The organism is Paramagnetospirillum magneticum AMB-1 (assembly GCF_000009985.1).
Lineage (GTDB): Bacteria > Pseudomonadota > Alphaproteobacteria > Rhodospirillales > Magnetospirillaceae > Phaeospirillum > Phaeospirillum magneticum.
In genome coordinates, this window is the sequence record NC_007626.1 from 4,888,901 (window position 1) to 4,906,566 (window position 17,666).

General features: G+C 66.6%; 16 protein-coding genes. 7 read left to right on the forward strand and 9 right to left on the reverse strand.

Translation table 11 applies throughout. From position 1 onward, the window contains the following. Window positions 1–18: 18 nt before the first annotated feature. The 6 genes from AMB_RS22655 to AMB_RS22680 all read right to left on the reverse strand — a co-directional run bounded on the left by AMB_RS22655 (window position 19) and on the right by AMB_RS22680 (window position 6,196). Complete coding sequence (locus tag AMB_RS22655) at window positions 19–1,380, reverse strand: MFS transporter (protein ID WP_011386821.1); 1,362 nt, start codon at window positions 1,378–1,380, stop codon at window positions 19–21. A gap of 359 nt (window positions 1,381–1,739) precedes the next feature. Next, window positions 1,740–2,897, reverse strand: coding sequence for a glycosyltransferase family 9 protein (locus tag AMB_RS22660; protein WP_011386822.1), 1,158 nt, complete (start codon window positions 2,895–2,897; stop codon window positions 1,740–1,742). Window positions 2,898–2,900: 3 nt separating this feature from the next. Beyond that, window positions 2,901–4,022 (reverse strand): glycosyltransferase family 9 protein, encoded by a 1,122-nt coding sequence (locus AMB_RS22665; protein ID WP_011386823.1) that lies wholly within the window; start codon window positions 4,020–4,022, stop codon window positions 2,901–2,903. Further along, on the reverse strand, window positions 4,019–5,137 hold the full coding sequence (locus tag AMB_RS22670) for a glycosyltransferase family 9 protein (RefSeq protein WP_011386824.1): 1,119 nt from the start codon (window positions 5,135–5,137) through the stop codon (window positions 4,019–4,021). The genes AMB_RS22665 and AMB_RS22670 overlap by 4 nt, the downstream gene beginning before the upstream one ends. Window positions 5,138–5,149: 12 nt before the next feature. After that, window positions 5,150–5,536, reverse strand: a complete 387-nt coding sequence (locus AMB_RS22675; RefSeq protein WP_011386825.1) for a DUF6165 family protein — start codon at window positions 5,534–5,536, stop codon at window positions 5,150–5,152. A 51-nt stretch (window positions 5,537–5,587) separates the two neighbouring features. Beyond that, a complete protein-coding gene (locus AMB_RS22680; protein WP_043745683.1) occupies window positions 5,588–6,196 on the reverse strand; it encodes a hypothetical protein in 609 nt (202 codons plus the stop codon). A 181-nt stretch (window positions 6,197–6,377) separates the two neighbouring features. On the opposite strand from AMB_RS22680, the gene AMB_RS22685 reads away from it, so the two are divergent. The 3 genes from AMB_RS22685 (at window position 6,378) to AMB_RS22695 (ending at window position 8,861) form a co-directional block, all read left to right on the forward strand. After that, window positions 6,378–6,848, forward strand: a complete 471-nt coding sequence (locus AMB_RS22685) for a CreA family protein (RefSeq protein WP_011386827.1) — start codon at window positions 6,378–6,380, stop codon at window positions 6,846–6,848. Then, entirely contained in the window at window positions 6,848–8,497 is a 1,650-nt protein-coding gene (locus AMB_RS22690) for a hypothetical protein (protein WP_011386828.1), read from the forward strand. Before AMB_RS22685 ends, AMB_RS22690 begins: the two co-directional genes overlap by 1 nt. 151 nt (window positions 8,498–8,648) lie before the next feature. Beyond that, entirely contained in the window at window positions 8,649–8,861 is a 213-nt protein-coding gene (locus tag AMB_RS22695) for a hypothetical protein (RefSeq protein ID WP_011386829.1), read from the forward strand. 60 nt (window positions 8,862–8,921) lie between these two features. Here AMB_RS22695 and ppa read toward each other — a convergent pair whose 3' ends face one another. From ppa to AMB_RS22710, 3 genes are all read right to left on the reverse strand, one after another. Then, entirely contained in the window at window positions 8,922–9,467 is a 546-nt protein-coding gene (gene ppa / locus AMB_RS22700; protein ID WP_011386830.1) for an inorganic diphosphatase, read from the reverse strand. 16 nt (window positions 9,468–9,483) lie between these two features. Beyond that, a complete protein-coding gene (gene ald, locus AMB_RS22705; RefSeq protein WP_043745685.1) occupies window positions 9,484–10,605 on the reverse strand; it encodes an alanine dehydrogenase in 1,122 nt (373 codons plus the stop codon). Window positions 10,606–10,679: 74 nt separating this feature from the next. Further along, a complete protein-coding gene (locus AMB_RS22710) occupies window positions 10,680–12,017 on the reverse strand; it encodes an AmpG family muropeptide MFS transporter (protein WP_043747193.1) in 1,338 nt (445 codons plus the stop codon). Between the two features lie 164 nt (window positions 12,018–12,181). On the opposite strand from AMB_RS22710, the gene argH reads away from it, so the two are divergent. The 4 genes from argH (at window position 12,182) to AMB_RS22730 (ending at window position 17,527) form a co-directional block, all read left to right on the forward strand. Continuing rightward, window positions 12,182–13,597 (forward strand): argininosuccinate lyase, encoded by a 1,416-nt coding sequence (argH, locus tag AMB_RS22715; RefSeq protein WP_011386833.1) that lies wholly within the window; start codon window positions 12,182–12,184, stop codon window positions 13,595–13,597. After that, a complete protein-coding gene (lptM, locus tag AMB_RS22720) occupies window positions 13,594–13,782 on the forward strand; it encodes an LPS translocon maturation chaperone LptM (protein WP_148207525.1) in 189 nt (62 codons plus the stop codon). The genes argH and lptM overlap by 4 nt, the downstream gene beginning before the upstream one ends. A gap of 19 nt (window positions 13,783–13,801) precedes the next feature. Beyond that, window positions 13,802–15,076 carry a diaminopimelate decarboxylase gene (gene lysA / locus AMB_RS22725; RefSeq protein ID WP_011386835.1) on the forward strand — a complete coding sequence of 425 codons (1,275 nt, stop codon included), beginning with the start codon at window positions 13,802–13,804 and terminating at the stop codon, window positions 15,074–15,076. A 135-nt stretch (window positions 15,077–15,211) separates the two neighbouring features. After that, window positions 15,212–17,527, forward strand: a complete 2,316-nt coding sequence (locus AMB_RS22730) for a DUF4175 domain-containing protein (RefSeq protein WP_011386836.1) — start codon at window positions 15,212–15,214, stop codon at window positions 17,525–17,527. Window positions 17,528–17,666: the final 139 nt, after the last annotated feature.

The following is a 17,666-nucleotide window of genomic DNA, read 5'->3' on the forward strand; positions in this document are numbered from 1 at the left end:
AGGGGCATGTTTCCGGCTTCAGTCCGGTTCCATCATGCCGGTCTCGGCGGCGAAGGCCAGGTCCCTCTCCTCCTCCGGAGCATGCTGGGCGCCGCGCACCACCAGACTCATGGCGATGGCGGCAATCACCCCGGGAACCGCGAAGGCCATGAAGTTCTGCATCAGCGGCAACTTCCAGGCCAGCAGCGTCCCGCCCAAGACCGGGCCGAGAATGGCGCCACTGCGCCCCACGCCCGAAGCCCAGCCGATGCCGGTGGACCGGATGGCCATGGGATAGAACTGCGCCACATAGGCATAGAGCAGGATCTGGGTGCCGATGGTGGTGGCGCCGGCCACCGCCACCAGGACATAGAGCACCAGGGTCGGGCTCTTGACCCCCAGCAGGCTGATGGAGATTGCGGCGATCACGAAGAACGCCACCAGGACGCGCTTCAGGTTCATGCGGTCGGCAATGTGGCCGCCGCCCACCGCGCCGAAGATAGCGCCGAAATTCAGCACCAGCAGGAAGCTGAGACTGGACCCCAGCCCGTAGCCGGCATTGTTCATCAGCTTGGGCAACCACGAGCCCAAGGCATAGACCATCAGCAGGCACATGAAGAAGGCTATCCAGAACATCACCGTACTGACGCCGCGGCCACCGGCGAACAGCGCCGGCAGCGACGCCTGGCCGGTGGCGCCGGTGGGAAACGAGATCTCGTCGCCGGGCTGCGGCTTGTAGGACGGCTCCAGCCGGGCCAGCTTGTCCGCCGCCTCTGCGGTACGGCCCGCCTTGATCAGAAAGCCGATGGATTCCGGCAGCAGGAACAGGATCACCGGCAGCAGCAGCAGGGGCACCGCCGCCACGAAGAACACCGCCGACCAGCCATAGACGGGAATCAGCGTCATCCCCAACCCGGCCGACAGCATGCCGCCCACCGAATAGCCGCTGAACATCACCGCCACCAGGGTGCTGCGCAACCGCTTCGGGGCGTATTCCGTCATCAGCGCCACGGCATTGGGCATGACGCCGCCGATGCCTAAGCCGGCGACGAAGCGGCAGATGGCGAATTCCGTGGTGTCACGGACAAAGCCGTTCAGCACGGTGAACAGGCTGAACAGCACGACGCAAACGGCGATGACCGGCTTGCGGCCGAAGCGGTCCGAGAGCGAGCCGAAGGTGAGCGCCCCGAACATCATGCCGAACAGAGCATAAGAGCCCAGCGTCCCGGCCTGAATGGGGTCCAGGTGCCATTCCTTCATGAGAACCGGCAGAACCACGCCGTAAATGACCAGATCATAGCCGTCGAAAATAATGATCAGCGCGGTCCAGAACAGAACGTTCCAATGGAACTTTCCGAACTTCGCCTCGTCGATCAGCTTGTGCGCATTAACCAATGCCATGGGAAACATCCCTCCACGCAGAGCGAATCAAGACATGCGCACCGTCCCGGCGGCAAAAACGCCGACAGGAGGTGTCATATCCAACCGATTGCTTTGTCTGATTATTTTTTGGGTCACCGACCGCTTCGGGTCGGGCCTTGGCGCCACCATAGCCGAAGGAACCGGCCCTGTGAAGCGAGGTTAGCGGGTTGCGGAGAAACACCACTTCGGGGGCTTTTGCCCCCGATCCCCCAACCGGGAAGCACAGCTTCCCGAACCCATCATCTTTTTAATCCATTGAAATAAAAAGAAACTGGTGGCTCGGAGGCTGTGCCTCCGAACGGGTCTGGGCGGTAGCCCTGCCGCGAAGCGGAGTTTTGTTAAAGCCCGGCCAATTCCCGCACCGTGGCCCACACCGCATCGGTGGGAATCTCGGCGACGCAGGGAAAGGCGTCCTGGTTGCTGGCCCGCTTGGGGCAACGCCACAGGCAGTGGTAGCACTCCATGGGGGCATTGAGGAAACGGGCCTGGGGCGGGCGAATCTCCTCAGGGTAGGGCACGAAGCAGCCGAAATGACCGCCGCCGGCCAGCAGCACGGTGGGCGCTCCCACCCCGATGGCCAGATGGCCGGGGCCGGAATCATTGCCGACCACGCAGGCGGCATGCTTCATCACATCCACCGTCTGGCCGAGCTTGAGGCTGCCGATGGCGTCGATCAGGCCGGGATGGGCGATCTCCACCAGGGCGAGCTTGGCATAGGCTTCCTGAGGGCCGCCAACGAACACCACCCGCAGCCCGGACTCCAAAGCCTGTTTCGCAACAGCAATGAAATTCTCCAGGGGCCAGCGCCGCCCCGGCTCGTTGGAGCCGATGAACATCACCACATAAGGCCCGCCCTCGGGCAGGTCGGGCTTGCGGTCGGGCCAGGGGATGGACGGCACTTGCGGCTTCATGCGGGTTCCCGACAGCGCCTGCAGGAAGGTGAAGTGACGCAGGCCCTCGTGGGTGGGGTAGGGGCCGGTGTCGATCACCCTGGTGGCCTTGGCCAGATACCAGGAATATTCCGCCCGGGTGCGCTCGGTGATGAAGGGCGTGCAGACGATGCGTTCGGGGGCGCGGCTGGCCCAGACCAAGGTGTCGGCGGTCAGGGTCTTGCGCATGAACATGTCGCACAGCGCCGTGGCGAAGCCCTGGCGCCGGATCCACAGGGCGATCTTCAGGCGGTAGAGCCACTTCTTCTCGAAGGCATGCTCGTCGATGGTCACCACGGTGAAGCCGTCGAACACCTCGTTGATCACCGCCTTCCAGGAATGGCAGCCCAGCACGGTGATCTCGGATTTCGCCAAGCCCAGCACATCCGGATAATGCTCCAGCGCGGCGCGGAACATCACCATGTCGCCGATGCCGTCCATGCGCACCACCACGGCGCCCTTGCGCCGGCGCGGAGCCGGCCACAGGGCGACAATGGCGTCGATGGGACGGAACATCCACCAGCGGCGACGCATGCCACGCGGAAACAGGGTCGATAGCAGGCTCATGGACTAGAAGACGCCCCGGGCCACCGAATCACGGACGAAGGCCAGCACCTGATCGGTATCGATGGCGTTGACGCATTTGTACATGCCGTCTTCCAGGGGGAACTTGCAGCGGCCGAGACAGCCCTGGCATTCCATGGGCACGTAGACGAACTGCACGTTGCCGGGCACCACCCGGTCGTCATAGGGCACACCGGCCCCCACATAGGCGGCACTGGCCATGCACAGGGTGGGCACGCCCAGCAGCACCGCCAGATGCAGGCCGGCGGTATCGACGCCGATCACCAGCTTGGACCCCAGCAGGGTGGAGGCCAGCTTCTCGAAGCCCGAAGTCTCCATCCGGACATTGGGCTGGGTCAGCAGCGACATGTAATCGGGATTCTTGTCGAAGTCGTTCTTGTGGCCCGCTACCAGCACCTGCCAGTTGGGCGGCACCAGATCGGCCAGCAGCCGCCAGGTTTCGGCCGGCAGCATGCGCTGCTTCACGCCCGAGAACGGCAACAGCACGATGGTGGGGGCGGACAGGGCCTCGGCATTGGGAAGCTGGCTGTCTTCCAGCAGGGCGAGGACCGGCGGCTGGCGGTCGTCCAGCACCTCGTCGGCGAAGCGCGACCAGCGGACGATCTTGTCCTGACGTACCGGACCCGAATCGAACAGCAGGTCGAAGACCCTCTCGCTCTCCTCCAGGCGCTGGTGGAAATTGCGCTTGAAGGGCGGCGGCACCATGCCCGCCGTCTCGGCCGGGTCGGCGGTGATGATCAGCGCCTCGTCCTGGTCGTGCTCGCGGACGTAATCCAGCGAGACGATCAGCCGGTAATGCTGGGAGAACAGCTCCTTGAAGCTGTTCCAGCGGTATTCCAATTCGTCCAGGCGGCGAAAATCGATGCGGCGCAGCTTCAGGGTGCGGGGGAACAGAAAGGACATGCCGGCGGCGTCGGCACGACACAGCAGGGTGACGCTCTCGTCCAGCTTGGCCAGGCGCATGAAGCGGGGAAGCACCGCCGACAGGAACACCATTTCGGCTGGCCCGCGCGAGCTGACCAGCAAAACGCCTTCGGCCCGCTTCTTGCGCTTGCGATAGCGCAGCAGGAACCGCAGAACCGGATCGAGTAGGGCGGCGATCTTCATGAACCTCCCTCCACCATCCTGGCAATGTCGGTCAAAATCGCGTCCGAGTCGAGAGCCGCGACGCAGGGAAACATGGAATTCACAGGCGGGAGGCGGCAATCGCCCAGGCAACCGGCGCAATCCATGGGCTGGTATAACACCCTGAGGTTGCCGGGCATCACCTCGTCGGCATAGGGCACGATCTCACCGACAAAGCCGGCCGAGGCCAGGCACAAGGTGGGAACCCCCAGCGCCGCGGCCAGGTGCATGCAGGCGGTGTCGACCGAGACCACCAGGCGGGCGCCGCGCAGAATGCCTGCCAATTCCGAGAACGGCGCCGGTTCGAACGAAACGTTGGGCAGATCCAGCAGCGGCCGGTAATCCGGGTTCTTGTCGAGATCGGAGGGATGGCCGGCGATGCGCAGGCTCCACCCCGGCGGAAGGATGTCGGCGATGCGGCCGTAAAGAGCGGGCGGGCTCTGCTTCTGGCGGACCGCCGAAAAGGGCTGGACGATCACCGTCGGGCCGGGCAGCTCCACCTGGGGCGGCATCTGGGCGGGCGACAGCGCCACGCGGGGCGGCGGCAGGGTCCGGCCGGTCAGTTCGCAAGCGAAACGGGACCAGCGCACCACCTTGTCCAGCAAAGCGTCGCCGGTCTCGACCAGCCGTCTCCAGCGCTTGGCGTTGGCGTCGAGGCGGCTTTGATACTTGGTCCAGGGCCGCGCCCGCATGGCGGCGCTTTCCGGCGCCTCGCAGGCGAAGGCCAGGGCCTCGTCCAGATCGGGGTGGCGCTTGAAGTCGGTGGAAGCCACCAGACGGTAATGCCGGCGGTAGAGGTCGTCGAAGGTGGCGCCGCGATAGGCCGCATCCTTGGCCAGCCGGCCGAAATCCACCTTGATCACCTGAATGCCGGGGGGAAAGAGAAAGGCCATCTTCGCCCCGTCGGAGCGCAGCAGCACCGTGACCGTTTCCCCCTCTCGCGCCAGCGCGGCGAAACGGTCCACCACCAGGGCGAACAGCACGGTGTCGCCCAGGCCGCCCGCCGACAGCAGCAGCACGCCGGAGGCCTCGGCGGGTCGTTGCGGCCGGGGCCGCAGGCGGCGCAGGGCGTCGGAGATCAGGCGCTGCAGCTTCAAGGCGCCGTCACCTCAATAGGGAGCGTAGGACTTTTCCTCGACCAGCGCCGAGCCCAGCAGGTCGTTGACCTTGCGCTTGGCGGCCGCCCGCTCGTCATTGGTGAAGTAGACGGCACGGGCCAGCTCGACGAATTTGGCGCCGAAATCCTTGGCGCGTTCGCAATCGCGGATGTCGTCCTCGATCACCCACAGCTTCCCGTTGATGGCCTTGAGCTCGGCCGACAGAGCCGCCAGACCCGCATGCTTGGGGAATTCGCGCTCGCGCACCGCCACCAGCTCATCCAGTTCCTTGGTGACGTTGGCGATCTTGGCGGCGTCGGTCAGACGCTCGGCCTTGATCTCGAGAATGGTGATCTTGTCGATGATCTCGCCCCACGACACGGGCACCAGAACGGACATGACGGACCTATGCTTGCCGGAAACCGAGCCGGTCTTAGCAGATTTATGCCGTCAGCGCATCTCGATCCTGACCAGCCCGGGCAGGTCGGCGAAATCCACCAGGATGCGCCGGACCCGGTCCTGCCAAAGCTCGGCGAAGCGGACATGGTCCTCGGCATCGCGGCTGCCGGCTAGCACGCGCTGCAGCCTCTCGCGCATTTCGGGATCGGCGGGCACCAGTTCGGGATGATAGTGGGCAACCGCCATGGCGCCGCTGTCGGAGCGGCGCAAAGCCAGCTCGGCACCAAACCCCGCGTCGAACCGCAGGAGGTCGTTGCGCCCGAAACGGCCGGCGATACCCTTGAACCCGCCCGGCCCGGCGGCGCCGGTGACCAGACCGGCCACGGCGGCCATCACGCCGGTGACTCCGTCTTCCTGGCCATCGTCCATCAGCACCTGGGCGGCGCCGCGCTCGGGCATGGAATCGGGCCACAGGGCGCGCAGGGCCTTGATGGTCATCAGCCAGGCTCCGGCCACGGTGGGGCAGGAATGCCCGGCCAGCCGAACCGCATCCTCGTAGCGATAGGTGATCATGCCGTCGGACGGCGCCCCCAGGAAGGCGGCCAGGGAATCCTGCACGGTGATGGCGGGGGCATCGGCGAAAAAGGCGGGAAAAGGCATGGCGACATCCTGACGTGACGAAGGCCGCAGCTTGCCCTCCCTGCCCCATCCTGGTCCTTGAGCCTGGTCATGCGGAAAATATGTCTCTTCTGTAAACACGTTCACAGATTGCTCACCATTTATCCCTTAGGGTCGATGCTAAGACAGTCCGTCCGCTCTCCCGGGATTATCGAGTGATATCATGATTGCCCTTCGCCAGCTTCTTCCCGCCGTCGCATTCCTGCTGCTGGGCGCCGCCCCGGCGGGGGCCGAGGAGATCGGCAGCGTGTCGACGGTGTTCAAGGCGCTGGGGCCCAACGACAAGATCGTGGTGGAGGCCTTCGACGACCCCAAGGTTGCCGGCGTCACCTGTTATCTGTCGCGGGCCAAGACCGGCGGGATCAAGGGCGGCATCGGGCTGGCGGAAGACACCTCCGACGCCTCCATCGCCTGTCGTCAGGTGGGGCCGATCCGCATGGAGGGGAGTCTCAAGGACGGCGACGTGGTGTTCAAGAAGGATACCTCGCTGCTGTTCAAGACCATGCAGGTGGTGCGCTTCCACGACCGCAAGCGTGATGTGCTGGTCTATCTGGTCTACAGCGACAAGATCATCGACGGCTCACCCAAGAATTCGGTGTCGGCGGTGGCCATAGAAAAGAATTGGAAGCCGTAATGACCGATATCCTCCCGGCCGACCAGCGCCTGCTTCTCGACGATGTGCTGTCCCGTCTGGCCAAAGTCGAGGATTCCCCCACCCTGCTGCGCTTCATGGCGGAAATCCTGAAGACCCTGCTGCGGCGCCAGGGCGACGCCACCTTCCTGGCCACCATTCAGGACGCCTTCGCCGCCGGCCTGCCCGGCCTGGGCTTCGCCGAGCAGAAGGGCCTGGCCGCCGAAGTCATCCAGGTGGTGATCACCAAGCGCCCCGAGATCGCCCTGGCCTGGCAGAAGATCCACGGCCAACCGCCCGGCCGGCCGCCGGCGCCCGTGGCCGCGCCGGCACCCGCCCCCCTGCGCCGGGCCGCCGACCTGCCCATGGAAATGCCGCCGCCCCTGCCGCCCGAGGCCGACGACTACGCCTTCACCCAGGCCGAGGCCTTCGTCGCCGCCCAGCTGGGCGATGCCCTGGACAAGCGCCTCGCCCTGATGCGGGTGCCGCTGCCGGCCATTCCCTCGGTGGCCTGGTGCCTGGACCAGCCCTTCTTCCTGTTCGTGCCGCAATTCGCCGCCATCACCAAGGCCTTCGTCACCGGCCCCATTCTGCGCCGCTGCCGCGACGGGCTGGAAAAGCGCGTGCTGTCGCGTGTCGATCACGAGATCCTGACCAAGCCCGACCGTCAGGCGGCATTCTGGGGCGAGGTGCGCGAGCTGGTCTGGAAGGTGGTCGACGAATCGCTGACCAAGCTGGCCACCCATCTCAAGGCGGCCGAGGCCAAGCAGGCCGCCATCGCCCGCACCGGCAACGAGGGCAAGGAAGGCTTCAAGCTGGTCGACAAGGCGGTGACCAAGCCGCGCAACTACAACATCCTGGGCGTCGAGTTCGCCCTGGGCAAGGTCACCACCACGGAAAAGGTCAAGATCAAGGTCCCGCCGCCCTACAAGCTGGAACCCAATGAGATCGAGGCCCAGACCCTGATCGAGGAATTCCGCAACGGCGCCGCCCAGGCCGGGGTGAAGCTGCCCGATTCCGCCGACTTCCAGTTTCTTCGGACCCTTCTCAACTTCAATCCCCGCCTGTTCGCCCAAAGCCGCGACGAGCTGATCGGCCTGGCCGCGCACGAGGACACCACCAGCGGCTTCCTGGCCGAACGCCTGAAGGCCGCCGACAAGACCTTCACCAACCACCTGACCGACGTGCTGGTGATGATGATGTTCACCCGCTGCGGCGACACCAGCTTCCGGCTGGCCCAGTTCCATGCCGTCTGCGTCGGGTCGGCGAGGGACAAGAGCGCCATGCTGGCCATGCGGCCGTTCATCCCCGGCGAACTGGCCCGGCGTCCCCACGAACTGGCGCTGCAGGTCCGGGAATCCATGCGCCGTCACCTTCACCTGGATGCCGTCCTGGGCTCGGTGGAGCGCCTGCTGGATTGCTATAAGGTGATGGGCCGCAACCTGTTCGGTAACGAACTGGAAGAGGCGAGATCGGTGATCGCCGCCTTCCCCATGATTTTCGCCGCTGATCCCGAGGTGGGTACCTTTTCCACCATCGCCAAGCTGATCCTGGCCACCATCAGCGGCGAACAGCCCGACCGGTCCATCTGCTTGATGCGGGTGGGCCAGGCCTACGATCGGATCGGCCGCAAGTCGGCGGCAACGGCCTGATTTCAGCGCCATGCGGCCTCAGAACAAATTGGGTAAAATTGTCGATAGTTTGAAAACTATACTATGGGCGCAGGGCTCACCTTCAGGAAACCCACGACTTATACTTTAGATGACGGCATATCCTGCGGTGGTGGGAAATGAGGAGGCCGTCATGCTCGTCGTCGATCTGGGACTCAGCCGCCAATCCAATTATGCGCCCCTGACCGTCAATGGTCCCGATTACCTGATGGAGCTGGGCCGTTTCATCGCCCGGACCATCGCCGACGTCGAGGTCCATACCCATCTGGACCGCGCCATGGTCACGGAAATGGTCTTCCGCAGCGAATGCGTGGACGACGACAGCGAGATGGCCGAGCATTGCTGACCAAAACAAAACCGCCGCTCCCGGTCAGGAGAGCGGCGGTCATGTCGGCAACGCCTTGGGCTACTTCTTCTTCGGCTTGGCCGCGGCGGCGCGATCGATGGATTCCTGGATGATCTGACCGGCCCGCTCCGGCCCGCCCCAGCCCTTCAGCTGCACCCACTTGCCCACTTCCAGGTCCTTGTAATGGACGAAGAAGTGCTCGATCTGCTGCACCAGGATCTTGGGCAGGTCCTCGTAGCTGTTCACGCCGTCATAGAACGGATGCAGCTTGGAATGGGGCACGGCCAGGATCTTCTCGTCCATGCCGGCCTCGTCTTCCATCAGCAGCACGCCGATGGGGCGCGAGCGCATCACCGAGCCCACCGCCACCGGAATACGGCCGACCACCATGACGTCCACGGGATCGCCGTCGGCCGACAGGGTATGGGGGACAAAACCGTAATTGACGGGGTAGTACATGGCGGTGTTGAGGAAGCGGTCCACGAACATGGCGCCGGATTCCTTGCAGATTTCGTACTTCACCGGATCGCCGCGCAGCGGAATTTCGATGACGACGTTGACGTCGCGGGGCGGGTTCTTGCCGATGGGGATCTTCTTGAGGTCCATTTTTGCTTTGTTTCCCTTATGGAGAAGATAGGGCTGTCTCGGCCGCCACATGGGCGTAACCGAGGTCCCGGGCCACGGCGGCGTGGGTGACGCCGCCATGGTGAACGTTGAGACCCGCGCGGAAATGCGGATCATTCGACAGTGCCTGTACCAGACCCTTGTCGGCCAGGGCCAGCACGAACGGCAAGGTGGCGTTATTGAGCGCGAAAGCCGAGGTCCGTGCCACCGCACCCGGCATGTTGGTCACGCAATAATGTACCACACCTTGGTCCACATAGGTGGGTGCGGCGTGGGTGGTGGGGCGCGCGGTGGCGATACAGCCTCCCTGGTCGATGGCCACGTCCACCACCACCGAGCCGGGACGCATGGCGCCCACCAGATCGCGGCTGACCAGGCGCGGCGCGCTTGCGCCCGGCACCAGCACGGCGCCGATCAGCAGATCGGCCTCCAGCACATGATGCTCGATGTTGTCCATGGTGGCGTAGGCGGTCTCCACCGTGTTGAGCAGCAGTTCGTCGATCTGGGACAGGCGCGACAGGGAGCGGTCCAGCACCACCACGCGGGCGCCCAGGCCCACGGCCATGCGCGTCGCGTTGGAGCCGACCACGCCGCCGCCCAACACCACTACCTTGGCCGGCGCCACGCCGGGCACGCCGCCCAGCAGCACACCCGAGCCGCCCTGTTCCTTTTCCAGGCAATGGGCGCCCACCTGAATGGACATGCGCCCGGCCACCTCGGACATGGGAGCCAGCAGCGGCAGGCGGCCATTGGAATCGGTGACCGTCTCGTAGGCAATGGCCGTGACGCCGGATTCCACCAGCGCCCGAGTCTGCTCGGGATCGGGTGCCAGATGGAGATAGGTGAAGAGAATCTGCCCCTGACGCAACAGGGGGAACTCCACCTTCTGGGGTTCCTTGACCTTGACCACCAGCTCGGCCGAAGCGAACACCTCGGCCGCGTCGGCGGCGATCTCGGCCCCGGCGGCGCGATAGGCGGTGTCGGAGCAGCCGATTCCGGCGCCCGCACCCGTCTCCACCAGCACCTGATGCCCGTGATGGACAAGCTCGCGCACCGAGCCAGGCGTCAGCCCCACCCGGTATTCGTGGCTTTTGATTTCCTTGGGAACGCCGATGCGCATTCCACCCTCAACACCTGGCCTCAACACTTGGAACCGTTCCTAAAACCTGACAATGAGGCTTTGGCCGCGCAGTTTCAACCGGGCTTGGACGCAACCCGGCCCTGCTGCCGCATCAGCCAGGGCAGAATCAGCAGGGCGGGCAGAGTCACCACCGTGGTCAGCAGGAAGAAATCCACCCATCCCAGGGCATCGGCCAGCCATCCGCTGGTGGAGGCGAACACCGTGCGCCCCAGGGCGGTCAGCGACGACAGCAGGGCGTATTGGGTGGCGGTATAGGCCACGTTGCACAGGCCGGACAGATAGGTCACCAGGGCCGAGGCCGCCATGCCGGCCGTCAGGTTCTCGGCGGCCACGCACAGGGCCAGGGCCCAAAGGTCGTGACCGGCCACGGCCTGCCAGACATAGGCGAGATTGCCGAGGGATTGCAGCACGCCGAACAGCAGCAGCGCCCGCATCACGCCGAGCCGCGTCACCAGGGCGCCACCCACCAGAATGCCGGCCATGGTGGCGCCGAAGCCGAAGATCTTGCTGACATAGGCGATCTCGGCCAGGGAAAAGCCCATCTTGATGTACAGCGGATTGGCCATGGCGCCGGCCATGGCCTCGCCCATCTTGTAGCCGACGATGAACAGCAGCACCGCCCACCAGGCGGGCCGCGTCATGAAATCGGCGAAGGGGCAAACCACCGCGCCGTAAAGCCACGCCACCACCTTGGCCCGAGTCCCACCCAGATGAGGGCGGGCGGCGAGGTATTCCTCGGCCCGGCGTTCGCGTTCGGCGGTGGCGGCCGACACCTTGACCTGGGGCTCGGGTCCCAGCAGCAGCACGACCATGCCGAGCCCCAGCAGCGCCGCCATCAGCCCATAGGCCGCGAACCAGCCGAAGGTCTGGGCGCACAGCATGGCGCCGGCGCCCGAGGCCAGCATGGCCAGGCGATAGCCCGCCTGCACCGCTCCGGCCCCCGGTCCCTGCTGTTCGTCGTCGAGGATTTCCACCCGATAGGCGTCGAGCACGATGTCCTGGCTGGCCGACAGGAACGCCACCACCAGGGCCAGGGCGGCGGTCAGCCCGATCTCGCGCACCGGATCGGTGGCGCCCAGGCCGCAGATGGCGGCGATCAGCAGGGCCTGAATCAGCACGCCCCACGACCGCCGCCGCCCCAACAGCCGGGTCAGCCCCGGCAGGGGCAGCCGGTCGATCAGTGGCGACCACAGGAATTTCAGCGCATAAGGCGTGCCCACCAGGGCGAACAGGCCGATGGCCTTGCGGCTGATCCCCTCGGCCGCCAGCCAGGCCGACAGGGTGGAAAAGGTCAGCGCCAGGGGCAAGCCGGACGCAAAGCCCAGCAGCAGCACCATCATCACCCGCCGGTCGAGATAGGCGGCAAAGCCAGCACGCCAGGAGGTGCTCATGGGCATATCATTCTGTTGGGGCTGGGCATTCAGGACCACAAGATATTGAGTCTGCCCCACTTTACCCCGTGATCACGCCGGCGACAAAGCCCTGTTCTCTTCCCGCCCCGGCCCGAAGGGTGTAGGTTGGCGCGGTTTTCTCTCGCGCATTCACCAGGGCTTTCATGACCGACACCGACAAGACCAAGGCCGCGTCCTCCATGTGGGGCGGGCGGTTCGCCGGCGGCCCCGCCGCCATCATGCAGCGGATCAACGCCTCCATCGACTTCGACAAGCGGCTGTATGCCCAGGATATCCGGGGCTCCAAGGCCCATTGCCGCATGCTGGTCAAGCAGCAGATCCTGACCGAGGCCGATGGCGCGCTGATTCTCGACGGTCTCGACAAGGTGCTGGCCGAGATCGAGGCGGGCAACTTCCCCTTCAGCCACGCCCTGGAAGACATCCACATGAATGTGGAATCCCGGCTGGCCGAGCTGATCGGCGAGGCCGCCGGGCGCCTGCACACGGCGCGGTCCCGCAACGATCAGGTGGCCACCGATTTCCGCCTGTGGGTACGCGACGCGGTGGACGGCATGGAGAGTGCCCTCAAGGAGCTGGTCACCGCCCTGCTGGACCGCGCCGAGGAGCACGCCGCCACGGTGATGCCCGGCTTCACCCATCTGCAGACGGCCCAGCCGGTGACCTTCGGCCATCACATGATGGCCTATGTGGAGATGATCTCGCGGGACCGCTCGCGTCTGGCCGATGCGCGCCGGCGTCTCAACGAATGCCCGCTGGGCTCGGCCGCCCTGGCCGGCACCTCGTTTCCCATCGACCGCGAAGCCACGGCCAGGGACCTGGGTTTCGCCGGTCCCATGCGCAACTCGCTGGACGGGGTGTCGGACCGCGATTTCGCCCTGGAATTCATGTCGGCCAGCGCCATCTGCGCCGTGCACCTGTCGCGCCTCGCCGAAGAGCTGGTGATCTGGACCTCGTCCCAGTTCCGTTTCGTGACCTTGTCGGACGCCTTCACCACCGGCTCGTCCATCATGCCGCAGAAGCGCAATCCCGACGCCGCCGAGCTGATCCGCGCCAAGACCGGGCGGGTGATCGGCGACCTGAACGCCCTGCTGATCGTCATGAAGGGCCTGCCGCTGGCCTATTCCAAGGATATGCAGGACGACAAAGAGCCGGTGTTCGAAGTGGCCGACACCATGGAACTGGCCATCGCCGCCATGACCGGCATGGTCCGCGACATGACGGTGAACGTGGACATCCTGCGCGCCGCCGCCGGGGCGGGGTTCACTACCGCCACCGACATCGCCGACTGGTGCGTGCGCGCCCTGAAGATGCCGTTCCGCCGCGCCCACCACGTGGCCGGCTCCCTGGTCAAGCTGGCCGAGGGCAAGAATTGTGGCCTGGAAGACCTGACCCTGGCCGAGATGCAGGCCATCGAACCGGGCATCACCGAGGAGGCCCGCTCGGTTCTCTCGGTGGAGTCTTCGGTGAACAGCCGCACCAGCCTGGGCGGCACCGCGCCGGTCCGGGTGCGCGAAGCCGTGGCCGGCGCCCGCCGGCGCCTGATGGACGAGGCCCCATGATGATGCGCACCATCCTGATCCTGGCCCTGGTCCTGGGGGTCGCCGCCTGCGGCCGCAAGGGCATGCCCGACCGGCCGGACGACGCCGTCTATCCCCGCGACTATCCTTATACGCCGCTGCCCAGCGAGTCGAAGGCCAGGAAGGATGCGGGCACTCCCGATTTGAACACAAAGGCCGGTTACTGACCGGATTCCAGGAACGGACATGAATCACTTCCACTACCAGAATGGCGAACTGTTCGCCGAGGACGTCGCCATCGCCCGCATCGCCCGCGAGGTCGGCACCCCGTTCTACTGCTATTCCACCGCCACGCTGCAGCGGCACTACACGGTCTTCGCCGAGGCGCTGAAGGCGGCCGGGCTGGACGCCACCATCTGTTTCGCGGCCAAGGCCAATCCCAACATGGCGGTGATCCGCACCTTCGCCCAGTTGGGTGCCGGGGCCGACGTGGTCAGCGAGGGCGAGCTGCGCCAGGCCCTGGCGGCCGGCGTGCCGGCGGCGCGCATCGTCTTTTCCGGCGTGGGCAAGACCCGGCACGAGCTGGAATTCGCCGTGGCCAAGGGCATCTTCCAGATCAACGTGGAATCCGAGCCCGAACTGGAGATGCTCTCCGAGATCGCGGCGGCGCGCGGGCAGGTGATGCCCATCGCCATCCGGGTCAACCCGGACGTGGATGCCGGCACCCACGCCAAGATCACCACCGGCAAGAAAGAGAACAAGTTCGGCATCGAATGGACCCGGGCGCGCGAGGTCTATGCCCGCGCCAAGGCCCTGCCCGGTGTCGAGCCGGTGGCCATCGCCTGCCATATCGGCTCGCAGCTGACCGAGCTGACCCCGTTCCGCGAGGCGTTCCTGCGGGTGCGCGATCTGGTGGCCATGCTGCGCGCCGACGGCATCGACATCCGCCGCCTGGACCTGGGCGGCGGCCTGGGCGTGCCCTATGACGACGAGACCCCGCCCGAGCCCGCCGCCTATGCCGAGGTGATCAAGGCCACCCTGGGCGACCTCGGCTGCCGCTTCGTGTTCGAGCCCGGCCGCCTGCTGGTGGGCAATGCCGGCATCCTGGTGTCGCGCATCATCCGGGTGAAGGAGGGCAGCACGCGCACCTTCCTGATCGTCGACGCCGCCATGAACGATCTGGCGCGGCCCTCGCTCTATGACGCCTACCACTCCATCTTCCCGGTGGCCGAGCCCAAGGCGGGCGCCGCCCTGGCCGAGGTGGACGTGGTCGGCCCGGTCTGCGAGACCGGCGACACCTTCGCCAAGCAGCGCCGCCTGCCGCCCATGCGGACCGACGACCTTCTGGCTTTCGGTACCGCCGGGGCCTATGGCGCCGCCATGTCGTCCACCTACAACACAAGGCCGTTGATTCCCGAGGTGCTGGTCAAGGGCGGTGATTACGCCGTGATCCGCGTCCGGCCCAGTTACGAGGATATGCGCTCGTTGGAGAGTCTGCCCGGTTGGCTGAATGATGAGTGATTGGGCTGCCGCCCAAACCTGCCTGGAGGTGAACCTCCAGACCTCCCTTTCTTTTATCTTCAAAAAGGGAGAGGGCTCGGGAGGCCCTGCCTCCCGATCGGGGTCCGGGGCGGAAGCCCCGCTGAGGGCCTGACCATGCCCACCCTGTCCCGCAAGCTGCGTCTGGCTCGCCTCGCGCTGCTGTGGGAGAGGGCATGGCCGCCCCTGGCGGCGGCTTTGTCCCTGCTGGCCCTGTTCCTGGCGCTCGCCCTGTTCGACGTGGCGCCGCTATTGCCCTTCTGGCTGCATGCGGCCCTGACTCCCGCCTTTGCACTCGCCATCGCCGTCCTGGTGGGGAAGGCCTGCCGTACCGAGCCGCCCTCGGCGGATGAGGCCGCCCGGCGGCTGGAACGGGACTCGCACGTCGCCCACCGACCGCTGGCGGCTCTGGCCGACGATCTGGCCACCGGCGATCCGGTGCTGTGGCAGGCCCATCGGGACCGCATGGCGCGGGACGCGCAACACCTGCGCCCCGGCTGGCCCGATCCGGTCTTGCCGGCCCGGGACCCCCTGGGCCTGCGCTTCGCCGCCCTGCTGCTGCTGATCCTGGCCATGGCCGGGGGGCGTTCCGACATGGGCGGCCGGCTGGCCCGCGCCGTCGATCCCTATTCCCTCCGCCCGGCCCTCGAATCCGACACATTGGAGGTGTGGATCGTGCCGCCCGCCTATACCGGCCTGGGCCAGACCCTGCTGAAGCCCGGCCAGGGGGCCGTCACCGTCCCGGCGGGAAGCATGGCCCGCGCCGTCACCTCGTGGCGCGGCTGGAGCGGCTCCGCCCTCTCGGCCGGTGGCAGCGCGGCGGTGTTCGGCGAGAACGGCCGCGCCGAACTGGCCTTGACCGCGGGGCCCAGCCTGGATGTGCGCCTGGGCTTGCGGATGGCCGCCTCCTGGCCCATCACGCTTCGCGCCGACCAGCCGCCCTCCATCGCCGTCACCCAGCCGCCCAAGGGGGACGAGCGCGGCCGCCTGACCCTGGAGATGGAAGCGGGCGACGATTACGGCCTGACCCGGGCCTGGGTCGAGGTCCGGCCCCTGGAGGAGGGAGCGGAACCGCTCCGCCTCGATCTCGTCCTGCCGGGCGAGCGGTTGCACCAGGCCCGGCTGATGCTGCGCGCCGATCTGGCCGATCATGACTGGGCCGGAACAAAGGTGCGCCTGACACCCAAGGCGGAAGACGGCGCCGGCCAGAAGGGCGAGGCGCCGCCGGTGGAGATCGTCCTGCCTGAACGGATCTTCCGCAACCCCCTGGCCCGCGCCCTGGTGCAGTGGCGGCGGCAATTGAGCGACGCCCCCCGAATGGGACCGGAGATCGCCGAGGAACTGCGTCAGATCATGGAGCAGCCCGAGGCCTTCGGTGGCGACGACCGGGTCTTCCTGGCCCTGTCGGTCAGCCGCCACATGCTGATGCGCCCCGAATTCGAGCGCGACCGCATGCGCTCATTGCTGTGGTACGCCGCCACCCGGCTGGAAGATGGCGGACTGCCGGCGGCCGAGAAGAGCCTGGAGGACGCCCGCTCCAGCCTGGAACGCGCCCTGGCCGACAAGGCCGATGCCGCCGAGCTGTCCCGGCTGGTGGACCAGCTGGAAGCGGCGCTGGAGCAATGGATGGAGGCCCTGGCCGAGCTGGGCCTCGATCAATCCCTGCCGCCCGAGGGCTCGGCTCCCGCCGCCGACCTGTCGGACATGCTCGACCAGTTGCGCGGCATGGCCGAGACCGGCGACCGCGAGGGCCTGCGCCGCCGCCTCGAGCAATTGTCGCGGCTGATGGCCGAAATGGGCACGCCCCAGAAGGGCCAGGGCGGCGATCCGGCCGCCGCCGAGGCCATGCGCCGCCTGCGCGAGCTGACCCAGCGCCAGCAGGACCTGCTGGACCGCAGTTTCCGCAAGGCGCCGCCCGAGGATCAGGTCGCCCCCGACGAGGACACCCCCAAGCCCCGGCGCAAGCCCTCGCCCCGCGAAGCCGCCGAGGCACGCAAGGAGGCGGCGGAGCAAAAGGCGCTACGCCAGGCCCTCGAACAGCTGGGCAAATCCATGCCCCAGCCCCCGGATTCCCTTGCCGAGGCGGAACGATCCATGCGGGGTGCGGAATCCAGCCTGTCCGAAGGAGAGTGGGCCGAGGCCGCCGACCAGCAGTCCGAGGCGGTGAAGCGCTTGCAGGAGGGCGCCCGCCAGATGATCGAGCGCATGGAGGCCGCCCGGGGCAAGGGAGCCCCTGCCCTGCTGCCCCGCGACCCCTTCGGCCGCACGCTGAACGGCTCCACCTTCGCCGATGACGGCCGCACCAAGGTGCCGGGGCGATCCGACACCATGCGAGCGCGGGAAATCCTGCAGGAATTGCGGCGACGCTCCGGCCAGCCGCACCGGCCGGAACCGGAGCGCGACTACCTCAAGCGTCTGCTGAAGCCGTTCTGACCGGGGTGCCTGGCAGGCTGTGAAAAAGCTCCCCTTCGGGGGCTTTTGCCCCCGATCCCCCAACCGGGAAGCACGGCTTCCCGGACCCTTCAGCTTTTTATAAAAATAGGCTGGAGTTCTTCGCACTTAAGCTAAATCG